We start from the raw sequence: 16,302 nt of genomic DNA, 5'->3' as shown, positions 1-16,302 counted from the left end.
AATGACCCGCGCACGCCTGCAGGAGCTGTGGCGCTACTACCAGATGGGGGTGCTCAACACCGCCTTCGGGCTTGGCATGTATGCGGCGCTGGTGTGGCTGGGCATGAACATGTTCGTTGCGCAGCTGACCGCGCACCTGCTCGGCATGGCGTTCAACTACCTGACCTATAGCCGCCACGTGTTCCGTGACGCGGGGCCGGCAAAGCTGCGGTTCGCGCTGTCCTACGGCGTCAATTACCTGCTGGGGCTGGCGACGCTGGCGCTGATCTCGCGCTTCGTCGCGTCGCCCTATATCGCCGGGCTGATGTCCGCGGTGATCGTGTCGGTCGTCAACTACTTCGCGCTGAAAAGCCTTGTGTTCCGCAGGCGCGCGGCATGATCCGGGCACGCGACGGCGGCCGGTTCTGGCTGTGGTTCGAATATGCGATGGGCTTCTTCGTCCTGGCCCTGATCGGCCGGGTGATGTGGGTGCTGTATTTCGAGGGCTATCTGCAGCAGCCCTTCTTCTACGAACCGTCCGACACCTTCATGGACTGGTTCAATACCGCCTATTGGGCGCACGACCGCGGCACCTACGACAAATGGGGGACGATCTACCCGCCGCTGTCGTTCGTCGTGATGCGGCTGCTGGGCAAGGGCAGCTGCTATCTCGGTGCGGAAGGGCAGGAGGTCCGGGACTGCGACTGGGTAGGCCTGGTCGCCATCCACGCGATCTTCGTGATGAACATCATCCTTACTGCGATCGCGTTCAGCAAGATCGACCGCCGCACCGCGATTCCGCGCGCCATCGCCGTGTCCACGGGCATGCCGATGATGTTCGCGCTGGAGCGCGGCAACATCATCCTGCTGTGCTTCACCGCGATGTTGTTGGCGTTCGGGCCGATCATCAAATCGGCGCGCGCCCGCTGGTTCTTCGCCGGCATCGCGGTGAACTTCAAGATCTACCTGATCGCCACCATTTTCGCCCAGCTCCTTCGGCGCAAATGGCTGTGGGCGGAAGGGGCGCTGATCGCCACCGTGCTGATCTACGCGATCACCTACGGCATTCTCGGGGTCGGTACCCCGATCGAGCTGTTCGACAACATCTTCACCTACTCGACCGGCTTCATCGCGGCACAGGTGCTCGACGTCTGGTATTCGGTAACCTACCAGCCGCTCATCTCGATGCTGCAGGGCACCAGTTTCCCGGTCAGTACCATCGTTGGATCGCGGGTTGCCGATTTCGGTCTGGTGTTCCTGCCCACCGTAACCCGGCTGGGCCAGCTATCGATCGTGCTGGCGGCGGTGGCGACCTGGCTCCGTCCCGAAGCGGTGCCGCCGCACCGGGTCGCCTTTTTCGGCGTTTGCCTCGCCCTGATCAGCTCGGAGGCCGGCGGCTATACCGAAGCGCTGGTGCTGATGTTCGTGTTCATGGAGTCGTGGCGCGGCATCGCCCGGCCGATCGCGATCATCCTCTGCTACATCCTCGCGCTGCCGAGCGACATCATTGTCGGCTATATCCCGCCGCTGCAGCGGATCAGTTATCTCGCCGGTGGCGCGCAGGTGGAAGTGCATCTCGGCGTCGCGCTCGGAATGTTCCTGCGCCCGGGGCTGCTGATCCTCGTCGGGGTCAGCATGTCTGCCGCCACGATCGCCGCGGTGTGGCGCGACATCCGGCACCAGGGCTGGAGCCGCCGGTGGCGCTATCGGCGTGACTATCCGCTGCTCCCGGGTGTCGCGCGGCCCCGGCCGCCCGTCGCCGAGGCCGGCGCGCAGCCATGACCGCCACCTTCTCGCGTCGCGCGATCTTGCCGGCCTCGGCGATGCTGCTGGGCGGCCTGGTCGAGGCGCGGGCCGCACCCGCACCGGCGGAGAACACCCCGCCGCCGCGAATCCTGCCCGCCGGGATCCACCGCATCGCCGCCGACCAGACGATCGAGGGCGACCTCCAGCTGCAGCCTGGCGCGGTGCTCGACATCGCCGCCGGTGCGACGCTGCGGGTGCTGGGTGAATTCGCGGCGCCGGTCGCGCGGGTGTTCACCGGGGCAGGGCGCGTCGACCTCAACCAGGGCCGGACGCCGCACGCGCATCCCGAATGGTGGGGCGCGGCGCCCGGCAATGGCGGGGTCGACAGCCTGCCTGCGCTGACTGCATGCCTCGCGGCGCACCCGGTGCTGCACCTCCTGCCCGCCGACTATTTCCTGTCCGACACCTGGGTGATCGAGCGTCCGTTCGTCCGCGTCGTCGGGGCGGGCTTTCGCGGCACCGCAGCAGGCGCCGGCACGCGGCTGGTGGTGACCAACGGTACCGCCGACGTGCTGCGCGTGGGGCCCGCCAAGCGCCCGCGCTCGGTCAACGACTATCCGCAGAACATCGTGGTGACGGGCATCGCCCTGTGCCGCGCGGCGCCGGTGGGCGGCGACCCTGCGCGCGCGCCCGCGGGCCTGCGCGCCGAATTCCTGCTGTTCGCCCGCTTCGAGGAGATCAGCGCCGCCGAACACGGCATCGGCTTCGTCGCGCGCGGGCTGGTGCGGTCGCAAATGATCAACTGCGTCGCGTTCCGCGCCATTCCGGGCACGCAGCGCGGGGCGCCGTGGCGCGGCTTCTTCCTCGACGGCACACAGGCGATCGGGCTGGCCGGCGGCAACGCCTCGCTGTTCCTCACCGACTGCAATGCCACGATCGGCGGCGATCCGGCACTGGGCGACAATGTCGGCCTCCTTCTCGAAGGCGCGTTCGCCGACAGCTTCATCACCAACTTCGAGACGGCGGGCCCCGCAACGGGCATTCGCGTCGACGGCAAGACCGCGGAGATCGGCGGGCGCGCGCGCGATGGCCATGTCAATCTGCACCTGCACATGCCGGTGCTCGACCAGTGCGGCGCTGTCGGCATCGACATTCGCGATACCAGCCCGCAGGCGCTGATCGACATCACCGATCCCTATATCGCGGCGGCGCCTTCCGCCAAGGCGGCGATCCAGTGCGTCGCGCAGCGGGGGGCGATCAGCATCCAGGGCGGGCAGATGGTGGGCGGAACCAACAGCCGTGCCGGCGGCGGCGCGGTGGGCCTTCTCGCCCGCGACAGCGCCGGCGTGCAGGTGAACGGGCTGAAGATCCTGGAGCATGTCGCGCCCCTCCAGCTCGATCGCTGCCGCGGCTTCGCGGTACAGGCCTGGGTCGGTGCGTCGCGCGACATGCGCGGTCCGGCGGCATCGCTGCGCCAGTGCAGCCGCGGGTCGGTGGCGCTGCTGCTGGGCTGCGAAACCGCCGCATATTCGGCCGGGGTGCAGCTCGATAGCGAAAGCCGCCGCCTGCGCATCGACACTACCGGCATCGACGATGCCGCGCTCGGCGGCGGTGCCGACAGCCGCGTCCGGATCGGCAACCGATCGGCGGCGCAGGCGCGGGTCGCCGACATCGTGATCGAAGGCGCGTGAGCGAAGCCCTGCGGTGGAAGCCGAGCTGGGTGCTGGCGATCCTGGTGGTCGTCGCGCTCTGGCTGCGCTTGCCCTCGATCGGGTTCGGCCTGCCGGCGCTCAACGATCCCGACGAACTGATGTTCGAGCTCGGCGCGATCCGCATGCTGCGCGGGCACACGCTCAATCCCGGGTGGTTCGGCCATCCTGCCACGACGACGATGTATGTGCTCGCCGTGGTCAACGTGCTGGTGGGCCTCGGCGGCTGGCTCTGCGGCCGCTTTGCCTCGCTCGACGCGTTCGGGACAGCGGTCTATGCCGATCCGAGCTGGATCATCCTGCCGGGAAGGCTGGCGATGACGGCCTTCGCGCTGGGCACGATCCTGCTGACCTATCGCCTTGCCCGGCGGCTTGCGGGGGCGGAGGTTGCCCTGATCGCGGCGGCGGTGCTGACGCTCAGCCCGGTCCACATCACCTATTCGCAGATCATCCGATCGGACATGATGGCGTGTTTCTTCATGCTGCTCGTGATGCTGGCGGCGTTGAATATCGCCGAGCGCGGGCGGTGGCGCGACCATGTGCTGGCGGCGTTCTGGCTCGGCTGCGCGATCACCACCAAATGGCCGTTCGCGCTCAGCTTTCTGCCGGTCGCGGGCGGTATCTGGCTGTATCGACACACGGGGGCGATTTCCCTGCGGGCGGCGCTGGCGCGGACGATCGCCACGGGGCTGGCCGCGCTGCTCTTCTGCGCGCTGCTCTCGCCCTATCTCGTGCTCGACCATGCGACGGTGGTGCGCAACCTGACCGGCGAGAGCCAGGCGCGGCACCTGGGATCGACCGGCGGGTCGCTCTGGTTCAATGCCCGCTGGTATCTCACGGGCCCGCTCTCGACCGGGTTGAGCATCGCGGGGTTGCTGCTGCTGGCGCCCGGCATCGCGGTTGCCGGGCGCAGGCCGCGGATGGCGGCGCTGCTGCTGCCGCTGCTCGCCAGCTTCTTCGTCCTGCTTTGCACCCAGACCATGGTGTGGGAGCGCTGGGCGATGCCGATCCTGCCGATCTGCGCGATCCTGGTCGCCCTGGGGCTGTGCCGCGTCGTCGCCCCGGTCGGCGCACGCTGGCGGATCGCCGCGGGCGTGCTCGCGGCCGCCGCGGTCGCCGTGCCGCTGGCGACGACGTCGCTGGCACAGGCGCGCGAGCGGATGCACGATACGCGGCAGCGTGCCTCGGCCTGGGCGATCGCGCACATCCCGCCCGGCAGCAGCGTGCTGGTCGAGCACTTCGCCTTCGACCTGCTGCCGCAACCCTGGCACTTCCTGTTCCCGATGGCCGAGGCCGGCTGCGTGGATGCGGCGGCCAAGCTGCACGGCAAGATCGGCTATGGCTCGATCGATCAGGCGCGGGGCACGCGCGCCAATGTCGACTATGGCACCGTGGCTGCGGCGAAGCGCGACACCTGCCGGGCCGACTTTGCGATCCTCACCCAATATGAGCGTTACAAGGCCGAACGCAGCGCCTTCCCCGAGGAATATGCCGCCTATCGCGACTATGTCGCACGCGGGAAGACGGTGGCGCGGTTCGTGCCGCAGCCCGGCGAGACCGGCGGCCGCATCGTGACGATCGTGGACTTCCGGGGCGCGCACGACGCGCCGCGCTGAGGCGGTTGGCGCCGTAGCGCGGCCTATCTGCTATGGACAAAAGAAAGGCCGCAACCTCGCACGGGAGGTTGCGGCCTTTCTTGCAGGTCCTGCCCGCCGTCGCCGACGGGCCGGGCCGTATCAGGCAGCGGCAGCGGTGTCTGCGGTGACCGCGATGCGGCGCTCCATCATCTCGATGCGCGATGCGTCTTCCGCGGCGATCTTGCTGTAGTAGTCGCGCTTGTTCTTGAGCCAGAGCAGCTCGAACTCGACCGCGTTGGCGATACCGTCGGCGAGCGACTTGCTGGTCGCGGCTTCACCGTCGAAGATCACCTTGCGGGTCTCGAACCGGTCGAGGCGCACCGCGCGGAACTCGCGCAGCGCGTCGATTGCTTCCATCGATACCGAACCGCCGACGACCAGCTCCAGGTCGTTGTTGACGCATTCCTGGGCGACGCGCAGCACGGCCTCGGTAATGGTCGGCTCGTTCACTGCGGTGCGGGCCATGCCGCGCGACAGGGTGAAGTCGACCCGGCCGAACACGATGCCGTCGACATTGCCCTTCGCCAGCGGCACGATGTCTTCGAGATTGTCGAGCGTGGTCTGGGTTTCCAGGTTGAACAGGAACTCGGTACGCTCCTCGTTCGGGCCATGGGTCTTGTTCTTCGCATCGATGAACTTCGACAGCGCGTAGCGCGTCTCGACCATCGGCGCGATGACATAGTCGATGCCGTAGATCTTGGTCGACAGGAGGTCGGAAACCGCTTCGCAACCACCGATCTTCAGCGCAACCTTGAGGTCCGCGCGCTGCGCGAGTTCGAGGAGTCGGAGGAACTCGTCCGGCCGCGTGCCCTCCGCTTCGAACTCTGCCTTGACGGCAACGACACCGTAATGGTCGCGCCCCTTCTTGAGGCAATCAAGCATCTTACGCTCATTCGGAGTCACAAGGATTTTCCTTTAGCAGTCAACAAACGAAAGCCGGGGTGGAACCCGGGGCATCGGATCGATCGTGGTGGAACATGGTTAACAAACCCCTAGCCGCGCTTCGCAAGCACCGACCAGGCCGTGCCCCGCGGCCGATCAAACCAAACCCAAATACCGTTGCACGTGCCGCGCCTTCACATTGCAACATTATTTGGTGATATTCGTTGGACCCCGTTTCGCCGTTGGTCAATGCAGAAAACAGCGCGCGCGGCTGAATTTGCGCCCGTCTGTGGCGATGGCGGAGTAGTTGTTGGCGCGCGACGCGGTTCCGTTTCGGCCCCGCACCATCCCGCCCGACAACACAGGGCGCGAGGGAGAAGATGCCGCAACGCATCATAGTTGCGGCTGCAATAACGGTGCGCGCATCGGCGCTCTGTTGGTGCGTCCGTCGCAGCAGTGCCGCTACGGCATGGGCCTGTCGTCGAACAGTTAGCCATGCTTCATGCTCGTTTAATCCCGCTTTCATACCAGATCCGGGGATTCATCGATCCAACCGTCAGACGGACGCGCGCCAAAGGTCGCCATGCCTGGGTGGCCGGAGAGGCCGCGCGCGAGATTGACAAACCCGATAGCGCATGCGCCTATTGGATCCAATAGCGTGCGCGACACGAGGAGAGGAACATGAGTCGATCCCCGCAGCTGCCGGGGCAGGCCCGGGATGCCGCGCCGCCTTGGCCGCTACACGCCTGGTATGTCGCGGCAGCGGCCGACGAGCTTGCCGAGCGCCCGCTCGGCCGCACGATCTGCGGGCAGCCCATGGTGTTCTTCCGCGGCGCTGGGAGACAGGCGGTCGCGCTCGAGGACTTCTGCCCGCATCGCGGCGCGCCGCTGTCGCTTGGCTTCGTGCGCGACGGCGAACTGGTATGCGGCTATCACGGGCTGGTGATGGGCTGCGCCGGGCGCGCCACGGCGATGCCCGGCCAGCGCGTCGATAAATTCGCCGGAATCCGCCGTTTCGCGGTGATCGAGCGCTATGGTTTCCTCTGGGTATGGCCCGGCGACGCGGAGACCGCCGACCCGGCCAAGCTCCACCACCTCGCCTGGGCCGAAAGCCCGGACTGGGCCTATGGCGGCGGCTATTACCACATCGCCTGCGACTATCGGCTGATGGTCGACAATCTGATGGATCTCACCCACGAAACCTATGTCCACAGCACCAGCATCGGCCAGAAGGAGATCGACGAGGCGCCGGTAGAGACGCTGATCGAGGGCGAGCAGGTGGTTACCCGTCGCTTCATGGAAGGGATCGAGGCGCCCCCTTTCTGGAAGATGGCGCTGCGCGGCGCCGGGCTGCCCGACGACCAGCCGGTCGATCGCTGGCAGATCTGCCGCTTCACCTTGCCGAGTCACGTGCTGATCGAGGTGGGCGTCGCGCTCGCCGGCAAGGGCGGCTATCATGCCGAGGATCGCTGGAAGGCGGCGAGCATCGTCGTCGACTTCATCACCCCCGAGACCGAGACCTCGCACCATTATTTCTGGGGCATGGCGCGGCGCTTCGCGGTGGCGGACGCGGCACTGACCGATACGATCCGCGCCGGCCAGGGCACAATCTTCGGCGAGGATCTCGAGATGCTCGAACGTCAGCAGGCCAATCTGCTGCGCTACCCCGAGCGCCGGCTGATGAAGCTCAATATCGATGCCGGCGGGGTGCGCTCGCGGCTGATGATCGAGCGGGCGATCGCCGCCGAGCAGGCCGCCCCGGTCGACGCCGCGGCCTAGGCCCTTGGCGGGGCACCGCGCCGATGCTTTAAGCGCCGGCGATGGACAAGCCTGCAAAGCCGGGCCAGCAGGTGCTGGTCGCGCTCCGCCGCATGATCGCCGACGGCACGATCAAGCCGGGCGCACGGATCGCCGAGATTCCCACCGCCGCGGCGCTGGGCGTTTCGCGCATGCCGGTGCGCACCGCGCTGCGGGCGCTGGAGCATGAGGGGTTGGTCGAGAAGCTCGGCGCGCGCGGCTATACCCCGCGCGCGGTGGACGCCGCGGCGATCAGCGGGGCGATCGAGGTGCGCGGCGTGCTCGAAGGGCTGGCGGCGCGTCGGGTCGCTGAGCGCGGGCTGGGCGAGGCGGAACTGGCGCAACTGGAGGCGATCCTGGCGGAAGGCGACGCGCTGTTCGCCAAGGGGCACCTCGCAGACGGCGATCTCGATGGCTTCTACCGCTACAACCTCGCCTTTCACGACCTGCTGATCGCGGCGAGTAACAACCCCTCGATCGCGCTGGCGCTCGGTCGCAACAACCATCTGCCCTTCGCCTCCGCCGCGGCGCTGGCGCTCGACTGGGACGATCTGGAAGGCGAGTATCGCCACCTGCTGGCGGCCCACCGCGAGCACCGCGCGGTGTTCGACGCGATCCGCAGCGGCGATGCCGGGCGTGCCGAGCGGCTGATGCGCGGGCACGCGGCGGTGGCGGTCGCCAATCGCAGGGCCTTCCGCATGCTGGCGGAGTAGCCGACCCAGCATCGGCGTGGCGTGGTCCCGGCGCTGAACAACCATCGTCATTCCCGCGAAGGCGGGAATCCATTTGCCAGGACGCTGGGGTAAGCGCCATGGCGTCAGCGCCAATGGATCCCCGCCTTCGCGGGGATGACGACGTATTTGGTGAAAACGATAGCGTATAGCTACGTTCGAGAAACCCTCAGGCGAGCTGCTCGTCCGGCCAGGTCTCGGTGTCGACCTGCGCCTGCGCTTCCCGTGCGTAGCGTGGGCCGGCGGCGGCATCGGGCGGGAACAGCGCGTCGACCTGGACGAGCAGCTCGGGCGCCACCGGATGCGCGAAGGTGCCGAGCAGGTCGTCGAGATGATCGATCCGCGTGGTGCCGGGGATCGGCACGATGAAGCTGCGCCGCGACAGCAGCCACGCCATGCACAATTGCGCCATCGAGCAGCCCGCCGCCTCGGCGATCGCACGGAAGCGCGCGGCCATGGCGAGGTTGCGGACGAGATTGTCGCCTTGGAAGCGCGGCATGCCGCGGCGCAGGTCGCCCTCGGGCACGCCCTCGGCCGCGATCCCGCCGGCTAGCAGCCCGCGCGCGACCGGCGAAAAGGCGACGAAACCGGTATCGAGCTCGGCGCAGGCATCGAGCACCGCGATCTCCGGATTGCGCGTCCAGGGCGAATATTCGGTCTGCATCGCCGCGATCGGATGGACGGCATGCGCGCGCCGCAGCGTCGCCGCGGACATCTCCGATAGCCCGATCGCGCCGATCTTGCCCGCCTCCACCGCGCGGACGAGCGCGCCGACCGATTCCTCCACCGGCACGGTCGGATCGAGGCGATGCATGTAATAGAGGTCGATATGGTCGGTGTTCAGCCGGCGGAGCGAATCCTCCAGCGTGCGGGTGATCGCTTCCGGGCTGCCGTCGATGCCGCGCTTGCCGTCCGATCCGCCGAGCACGCATTTGCTCGCCAGCGTGAAGTCGCGGCGGCGGTGCATCACCGTGCGCCCGAGCAGTTCCTCGTTGGCGCCGAAGCCGTAGAGCGCGGCGGTGTCGAGGAAGGTCACGCCCGCATCCAGCGCATGGAGCAGCAGCCGCTCGGCATCGGCCGCGTCGGGGCGCGGCAGATAGGCGTGGCTGAGGTTCATGCAGCCCAATCCGATCGCCGAGACGGTGAACGGGCCGATGGTGCGGGTGGGCAGCGTCATCATGGTCAGAGGGGCAGTCCTACATAGTTTTCGGCGATCGTCGTCTGCGCCGCACGCGACGTGGCGATATAGTCCAGGTCGGCCAGCTGCATCCGGCGATCGAACGCATCGCTTTCGGGGAAACGATGCATCAGCCGGGTCAGTTGCCACGAGAAGCGCTCGGATTTCCAGACCCGCGCTAGCGCCTTGTGCGAATAGCCGCCGATCGCCTCCCGGTCGCCATGCCGATAGTGACGGACCAGCGCCTCGGAGAGATAATGCACGTCCGAGGCGGCGAGGTTGAGGCCCTTGGCGCCGGTGGGCGGCACGATGTGCGCGCTGTCGCCGGCGAGCAGCAGCCGGCCATGGCGCATCGGCTCGAACACGAAGGAGCGCAGCGGCGCGATCGACTTTTCGAGCGAGGGCCCGCGGGTGAGGTTGGCTGCCGCCTCCGGCCCAAGGCGCACCGCCAGCTCGTCCCACAGCCGGTCGTCGGGCCAGTCGCCGAGATCCGCGTCGAGCGGCACCTGGATGTAATAGCGGCTGCGCGTCGCCGAGCGCATCGAGGCGAGCGCAAAGCCGCGATCGTGATTGGCGTAGATCAGCTCGTGGTGGCAGGGCGGCACATCGGCGAGGATGCCGAGCCAGCCGAACGGATAGACCTTCTCGTAGGCGGCGCCGACGCTCGCCGGAATTGCCTTGCGCGACGGACCGTGGAAGCCGTCGCAGCCACAGATGAAGTCCGCATCGATCCGTTCGGCCCGGCCATCCCGGGTGTAGGTGAGATAGGGCGCATCGCTTTCGAGGTCGTGCAGTGCGACGTCGGCGGCGCCGTACGCCACCTGCAGCCCGCGCTCGGGTGCGGCTTCCATCAGGTCGCGGGTCAGCTCGGTCTGGCCATAGACCAGCACATGGTGGCCGGTGAGCTCGGTCACCGGAATTCGGATCAGCCGATCGCCATCGGCGAGCGCGAAGCCGTCGTGCGGCAGGCCCTCGCGGTGCATGCGCTCGGCGAGGCCTATCCGCTCCATCAGCATCGTCGCGGTGCGCTCCAGCACGCCCGCGCGGACGCGGCCGAGCACATAGTCGGGCGTGGCGCGTTCGACGACGACCACGTCGATGCCTTCTGCCCGCAGCAAGTGGCCGAGCAGCAGCCCTGCCGGGCCGGCACCGATGATAGCTACCTGCGTCCGCATGCGCCTCTCCAATCTTGTTGCGCAGCATGATGCGGCAGCGGCGGCGCGCGGGCGAGGGACGGGTCAACCTTTTACTTGGACGATTCGCCCGACGCTGCCAGACTGCTGTCATGCGCGAACGGAGCCCGGTCCCGGCCTTCTATCTCTATGGCGAGCCGCAGCGGGGCGTCGCCGAAGGGTTCGTCCATGTCGAGGATCTCGACGATCGCTCGCGGCCGAGCGAATGGACGATACGCCCGCATCTGCACCGCGATCTCCACCATGTCATCCTGATCGCCGAGGGCGGCGGCACCATGACCGCCGAGGCCGAGACGGCGACGTTCGCGGCGCCCGCGCTGCTGCTGGTGCCGGCGGCCATCGTCCATGGTTTCGGCTGGCATCGGGAGTCGCGCGGCTGGGTGTGCACCATAGCCGACGCCTATCTCGCGCAGCTGGCGATGCGCGATCCGGCGCTCGACGGGCTGTTCCGGGTGCCGCGAGCGTTGCCGCTGACCGAAGGCGAGGGGGAGTCTATCGCCGCTTCGTTGGGCGAGGTGCAGCGCGAGCTGAGCTGGGCGGCGCCCGGGCAGCGCGCGGCGGTGGAAGCGGCGCTGCTCGCGATCCTGGTGCGCTGCCTTCGCTGCGGCGGCGCGGCGCCGGCCCTCGGCGCAGGCAGTCGGCGCGAGGCGGAGGTGGTCGCCCGGCTGCGCGCGCGGATCGAGGCGCGCTTTCGCCTGCGCGAATCCGTCGGCGCCCATGCCCGCGCGCTGGGGGTAAGTGTCACCGCGCTGCGCCTCGCCTGCAGCCGGGTCGCGGGGAGCAGCCCCGCGGCGATGCTCGATGCACGCGCGCTGCTCGAGGCGCGGCGGCTGCTGCTCTATTCGAACCTGTCGGTCGGCGAGGTCGCCGACGCGGTGGGGTTCGAGGACCCGGCCTATTTCTCGCGCTTCTTCGCGCGGCATGTGGGTACCCCGCCGCGCGCCTTTCGCGAACGGAGCGGTGCCTCAGCCGCGGTCTAGGATCTGGTGATAGAGCGCGATGTAGCGATCAGCCATCGCCTCCACCGAGAAGCGCGCCTCGATCGCGCGGCGGCAGGCTGCGCGGTCGATCGCGCCGACGCGGTCTACCGCTTCCACCGCGTCGTCGGCCGAGGCGACGAGCAGCCCGGTTTGGCCATCGTCGATCAGCTCTGGCATCGATCCGCGACGCACAGCGATCACCGGCGTGCCGCACGCCATCGCCTCGATCACCGACAGGCCGAAAGGCTCGTCGAAGTTGATCAGGTGGAGGAGCGCGCGGGCGCTGCCGAGTGCCTTGATCCGGGCCTCGCCGCCGACGGGGCCGTGATAGACGATGCGGTCACCCAGGTGCGGCTGGACCGCGCGCTCGAAATAGCCCTGGTCCTGGACGATGCCGTAGAGGTTCAGCCGGCGGCCGGTCGCCTGGGCGACGGCGATCGCCTCGGCCGCGCCCTTGTCTGGATGCATCCGGCCGAAGAACAGCAGGTCGTCGCTCCCGTCCGCGTCATGGGCAAAATCGTCGAGGCGGATGCCGTGGTGGATCGTCGCGGCATAGCGCAGCGCCGGGTGCCGGTCGGCATCCGAGATCGCGACATAGTGCACGCGGTCCTCGAACGGCTTGTACATCGGCAGGATGCGCTCGGAGGAGAAGCCGTGGATCGTCGTCACCATCGGCGTGTCGATCAGCGGGGCATAGGCATGGGCGGGGAAATCTGCCTGGTTGTGGATCAGGTCGAACTCGCCGGCACGGGCGAAGAGGTGCGACTGGTGGGCATATTCCCACACCTTCGCATCGATCGCCGGGTCTTCCTCGTAGCCGCGCGGCACCACCCCGGCGAGGCGCGCGGTGGTGACCGAATCCTGCGTGGCGAACAGGGTGACGTCGACGCCCTTGGCGACCAGCGCCTCGGTGAGCAGGCTCGTCACCAGCTCCCAGGGACCATAGTGCCGCGGCGGGGTGCGCCAGGCGATCGGCGCGAGCATGGCGATCTTCATGCGGCGCCCTGCGCTGCGCCGTGCCCCTGCGAAAGCAGGGGCCCAGGGTTGGAGAGCGAATCGCGCGTGGCACTGGGCCCCTGCTTTCGCAGGGGCGCGGGTGGGTTGATCATGCGAGCAAAATGCCTTGGTTGGGGGCGAGGGAGAGGACAGCGCCATCCACAATCCCGCCGTCATCCCCGCTAAGGCGGGGATCCATTGGTGGGAACGCGTCGGAGTCATCCCCGGCCGCACTGGCAAATGGATCCCCGCCTTCGCGGGGATGACGGGTGGGGGGCGTGGTCAGCACCGGCGCCAGTGCCTGCGCCCAGTCGGGCAAGTCCAGCGTCTGCGGCGCATCCGACAGGTTGAGCGCCACCAGCACGCGCGCGTCGCCATGCCGGCGTTCGTACGCCAGCACCGCGCCGTCGCTCGACACCGCGTGCCAGCTGCCCACCGACAGCGCCGGATGCGCCCGCCGCAGCTGGAGCAGCGCACGGGTGAAGGTCAGCATCGACCCAGCTTCGTCCCGCTGCGCCATCACGTTGCGCTCGGCCCAGTCGGGGTTGAGCGGCAGCCAGGGCTCGACCGTGCTGAACCCGGCATGCGCGCTGGCGTCCCAGGGCATCGGCGTGCGGACCTCGTCGCGATTGAACGCGGTGTCGGGTTCGCGCAGCGCCTGCGGGTCGCGCACCCGGTCGGGCGGGATGGCGACGTTGGGCATGCCGAGTTCGTCGCCCTGGTACAATGTCGGGGTGCCGCGCAGCGTGAGCAGCAGCAGCATCGCGACGGCCGCCTGTTCGGGCCCTACTCGCGACGCAACGCGCGGCTTGTCGTGGTTGCCGAGCACCCAGTTAGGCCAACCATCGGCGGGCAGGGCGCCTTCGTAATCGGCGATCAACTGCGCCAGCGCCGCAGCGTCCCACTTCGCATCGAGCAGGTGGAAGTTGAAGGGCAGGTGCACGCCGTTGGCGCCCTCGCCATAATAGGCGACCAGGCGCGGGATCGGCAGGTAGATCTCGCCGATCAGCACGCGGTCGGTATAGTCCTCCGCCACCTCGCGCATCGCGGCGATGATCTCCATCATCTCGGGCTGGTCGGCCGAGTGGACCGGCAGCAGCCGCTCGATGTCCTGCATGCCGTCGTGCCAGTCGGGGTTGGCGGGGTTGTCGGGGAAGTCGGGATGCTTGATCGCCAGCCACAGCACGTCGATGCGGAATCCGTCGACCCCCCGATCGAACCAGAAGCGCATCGCCTCCAGCATCGCCGCGCGCAGGTCCGGGTTGCGCCAGTTGAGCTCGGGCTGCTCCTTGAGGAACTGGTGGAGATAATATTGTCCGGTGGCCGCGTCCCATTCCCAGGCGCTGCCGCCGAAATAGCTCTGCCAGTTGTTGGGCGGGCCGCCATCGGGGGCGGGGTCGCGCCAGATATACCAGTCGCGCTTGGGGTTGTTGCGCGACGACCGGCTTTCAAGGAACCAGGGATGTTCGCTCGAGCTGTGGTTGGGCACGAAATCGAGCAGCAGCTTGAGGCCACGGGCATGGGCTGCGTCGCGCAAGGCGTCGAAGTCGGCGAGGGTGCCGAAGCGCGGATCGATCCCGCAATAGTCCACCACGTCATAGCCGAAATCGGCCATGGGCGAGGGAAAGATCGGCGAGAGCCACACCGCGTCCACGCCGAGATCGACCAGATAGTCGAGCCGCGCGGTAACGCCGGCGAGGTCACCGATGCCGTCGCCGTTCGAGTCGTTGAACGAGCGCGGATAGACCTGGTAGATCACGCCCGATTGCCACCAAAGGGGGTCGGTCATAGGTGCGTCCTCGCGAAAATTCCTCCCCGGCACGGGGAGGGGGACCATGCGCAGCATGGTGGAGGGGCCGCCGCGGCACGCGGCGGTGGTCCGGCGCGCTGCACCCGCACCGCGCCTGCGGCGCGGCCCCTCCACCACCGCCTTCGGCGGCGGTCCCCCTCCCCGTGCCGGGGAGGATTTTTAGGACCAATCACCGGAATCGCGCCTTCGGGATATGCGTGATCCGGCATGCCAGGTCCGCCTCGCCGCTGGCGACGATGTAGCGCTCGCCGGCATCAACCAGCCCGGTGGTAAACACCACCGGCGTCGGCAGGTATAGCTGGTGGGCGATATCCGCGGTCAGCGCCGGGTTCGCTTCGAGTAGCGGCACATTGTCCTCCTGCCGCAGGAGGATGCTGGGATCGTCGCGGTCGAGCAGTGCCCAGAAGCTGCGATAGATGCCGACCGCGTCGCGCTTCTCCACCCCGTGGTAGATCAGCAGCCAGCCCGCATCGGTGAGCACCGGCTGACTGCCGCCGCCGATCCGCTGGTTCGAGGTCGAGCCCTTGCGGGCGCGGATGCCGGGCTGGTCGAGCGGCTTCCAGTGCAGCCCGTCGGGCGAGCGGGCGAGGTTGATCGACGGGCCGCCCAGCCACGGCGAGTCGTCCGGATAGGCGAAATAGACCTCGCCCAGCGGCCGAGTCAGCGCGTGGAAGAACCCGCCGATCCGCCCCTCGAACAGCAGCATGTCCTTGTTCTGGTGGTCGAGCACCACCCCGAGCAGCTCCCAATCCAAGCCGTCGGTTGAGCGGTACATGGCGGTGCAGTGCCGCTCCGCCGAGACGCCGCACACCGTCATCCAGTAGGTGCCGTCGATGCATGTGATCCGCGCATCCTCGACGCCATAGTCCATGTAGGAGGCGCTGGGCGCGATCGCCTTGTCGTAATGCACCGCCACCACCGTGCGGGCGTCGGCGTCCAGCTCCACCGGCAGCAGCCAGGAGAGCGAGGTGAGCCCGAGCAGCCGGGGGTTGCGGTCCTTGAGTGCGAACTGGCGCGGATCGGCCATGTCGAGCCCCGCCACGGGATGCGCGTCGAGCACATAGCCCGAGGGCGTCCAGCGAATCGCCCGGGCGTGTCCGTCCACCACCGGATCGCGCAGCGCCTCCGCCACGCGCACCATCAGCAGCAGATTGCCGTTCGGCAGCCGGGCAAAGCCGGGGTTGAACGCGCCGAGCACATAGGTCGCGTCCTCCACCCCCTCGCGCAGCGGCGAGCGGGTCAGGTCGACATCGTCGGGCCGGAAGATCAGATAATCGTCGCTCAAGCGCTTGCCCCCATGGGTTTCACGCCCAGCAACGGAGTCAGGCCCCGGCGGTTCCGGCTTCCTGGGCCTGGCGGTGATGCCGGATCACCTCGTCGATGATGAAGCGCAGGAATTTCTCGGAAAATTCGGGGTCGAGATCGGCGTCCTGCGCCAGCGCGCGCAGCCGGGCGATCTGCGCTTCCTCGCGGCCGGGATCGGCGGGCGGCAGCCCGGACTCGGCCTTGTAGCGCCCCACCGCCTGGGTCACCTTGAACCGCTCGGCGAGCATGAAGACGAGCGCCGCATCGATATTGTCGATGCTCTGGCGGAAGCGGGTCAGCGTCGCGTCGGTCATGGAAATCTCTTTTGCCGCTGCGGCACGGCCATGCAAGCACCTCTTG

Annotated in this window: 14 protein-coding genes; 7 read left to right on the top strand and 7 right to left on the bottom strand. The window is 68.3% G+C overall.

What is annotated here, in order from left to right; all coding sequences use genetic code 11:
• The first annotated feature begins 1 nt into the window (after position 1).
• The 4 genes from BM009_RS18635 to BM009_RS18620 are packed head-to-tail and all read left to right on the top strand — an operon-like array spanning position 2 to position 5,050.
• On the top strand, positions 2-379 hold the full coding sequence (locus BM009_RS18635; protein WP_175488116.1) for a GtrA family protein: 378 nt from the start codon (positions 2-4) through the stop codon (positions 377-379).
• Complete coding sequence (locus BM009_RS18630; protein WP_093298476.1) at positions 376-1,761, top strand: hypothetical protein; 1,386 nt, start codon at positions 376-378, stop codon at positions 1,759-1,761. Before BM009_RS18635 ends, BM009_RS18630 begins: the two co-directional genes overlap by 4 nt.
• Complete coding sequence (locus BM009_RS18625; RefSeq protein ID WP_093298474.1) at positions 1,758-3,416, top strand: hypothetical protein; 1,659 nt, start codon at positions 1,758-1,760, stop codon at positions 3,414-3,416. Before BM009_RS18630 ends, BM009_RS18625 begins: the two co-directional genes overlap by 4 nt.
• Positions 3,413-5,050, top strand: a complete 1,638-nt coding sequence (locus BM009_RS18620) for a glycosyltransferase family 39 protein (RefSeq protein WP_093298473.1) — start codon at positions 3,413-3,415, stop codon at positions 5,048-5,050. Before BM009_RS18625 ends, BM009_RS18620 begins: the two co-directional genes overlap by 4 nt.
• Positions 5,051-5,170: 120 nt before the next feature.
• Here the strand turns inward: BM009_RS18620 and BM009_RS18615 are convergent, their stop codons facing one another.
• Positions 5,171-5,953 (bottom strand): aldolase/citrate lyase family protein, encoded by a 783-nt coding sequence (locus BM009_RS18615; protein WP_093298471.1) that lies wholly within the window; start codon positions 5,951-5,953, stop codon positions 5,171-5,173.
• 681 nt (positions 5,954-6,634) lie between these two features.
• Here BM009_RS18615 and BM009_RS18610 point away from each other — a divergent pair.
• Both BM009_RS18610 and BM009_RS18605 read left to right on the top strand, forming a co-directional pair.
• The gene (locus tag BM009_RS18610) at positions 6,635-7,732 is read left to right on the top strand and encodes an aromatic ring-hydroxylating oxygenase subunit alpha (protein ID WP_093298470.1); all 1,098 of its coding nucleotides are present in this window, start codon (positions 6,635-6,637) and stop codon (positions 7,730-7,732) included.
• 41 nt (positions 7,733-7,773) lie between these two features.
• Positions 7,774-8,463 carry a GntR family transcriptional regulator gene (locus tag BM009_RS18605; RefSeq protein ID WP_093298469.1) on the top strand — a complete coding sequence of 230 codons (690 nt, stop codon included), beginning with the start codon at positions 7,774-7,776 and terminating at the stop codon, positions 8,461-8,463.
• Positions 8,464-8,650: 187 nt separating this feature from the next.
• On the opposite strand, the gene BM009_RS18600 is transcribed toward BM009_RS18605, so the two are convergent.
• Both BM009_RS18600 and pobA read right to left on the bottom strand, forming a co-directional pair.
• Positions 8,651-9,661 carry an aldo/keto reductase gene (locus BM009_RS18600; protein WP_093298467.1) on the bottom strand — a complete coding sequence of 337 codons (1,011 nt, stop codon included), beginning with the start codon at positions 9,659-9,661 and terminating at the stop codon, positions 8,651-8,653.
• A 2-nt stretch (positions 9,662-9,663) separates the two neighbouring features.
• Complete coding sequence (gene pobA / locus BM009_RS18595) at positions 9,664-10,833, bottom strand: 4-hydroxybenzoate 3-monooxygenase (RefSeq protein ID WP_093298466.1); 1,170 nt, start codon at positions 10,831-10,833, stop codon at positions 9,664-9,666.
• A 110-nt stretch (positions 10,834-10,943) separates the two neighbouring features.
• On the opposite strand from pobA, the gene BM009_RS18590 reads away from it, so the two are divergent.
• The gene (locus tag BM009_RS18590) at positions 10,944-11,831 is read left to right on the top strand and encodes a helix-turn-helix domain-containing protein (protein ID WP_093298464.1); all 888 of its coding nucleotides are present in this window, start codon (positions 10,944-10,946) and stop codon (positions 11,829-11,831) included.
• Here the strand turns inward: BM009_RS18590 and BM009_RS18585 are convergent.
• From BM009_RS18585 to BM009_RS18570, 4 genes are all read right to left on the bottom strand, one after another.
• The gene (locus tag BM009_RS18585) at positions 11,817-12,827 is read right to left on the bottom strand and encodes a glycosyltransferase family 4 protein (protein ID WP_093298463.1); all 1,011 of its coding nucleotides are present in this window, start codon (positions 12,825-12,827) and stop codon (positions 11,817-11,819) included. The two genes, BM009_RS18590 and BM009_RS18585, sit on opposite strands and share 15 nt — an antisense overlap.
• A gap of 109 nt (positions 12,828-12,936) precedes the next feature.
• Positions 12,937-14,616: an alpha-amylase family glycosyl hydrolase gene (locus BM009_RS18580; protein ID WP_254772352.1), complete on the bottom strand. Its 1,680-nt coding sequence runs from the start codon at positions 14,614-14,616 to the stop codon at positions 12,937-12,939.
• Between the two features lie 190 nt (positions 14,617-14,806).
• Positions 14,807-15,922: a glycoside hydrolase family 130 protein gene (locus tag BM009_RS18575; RefSeq protein WP_093298462.1), complete on the bottom strand. Its 1,116-nt coding sequence runs from the start codon at positions 15,920-15,922 to the stop codon at positions 14,807-14,809.
• A gap of 37 nt (positions 15,923-15,959) precedes the next feature.
• Entirely contained in the window at positions 15,960-16,256 is a 297-nt protein-coding gene (locus BM009_RS18570) for a chorismate mutase (protein WP_093298460.1), read from the bottom strand.
• Positions 16,257-16,302 lie beyond the last annotated feature (46 nt).

Source organism: Sphingomonas sp. NFR04 (assembly GCF_900114095.1).
GTDB lineage: Bacteria > Pseudomonadota > Alphaproteobacteria > Sphingomonadales > Sphingomonadaceae > Sphingomonas.
This window is presented reverse-complemented; position numbering and strand designations above follow the sequence as displayed.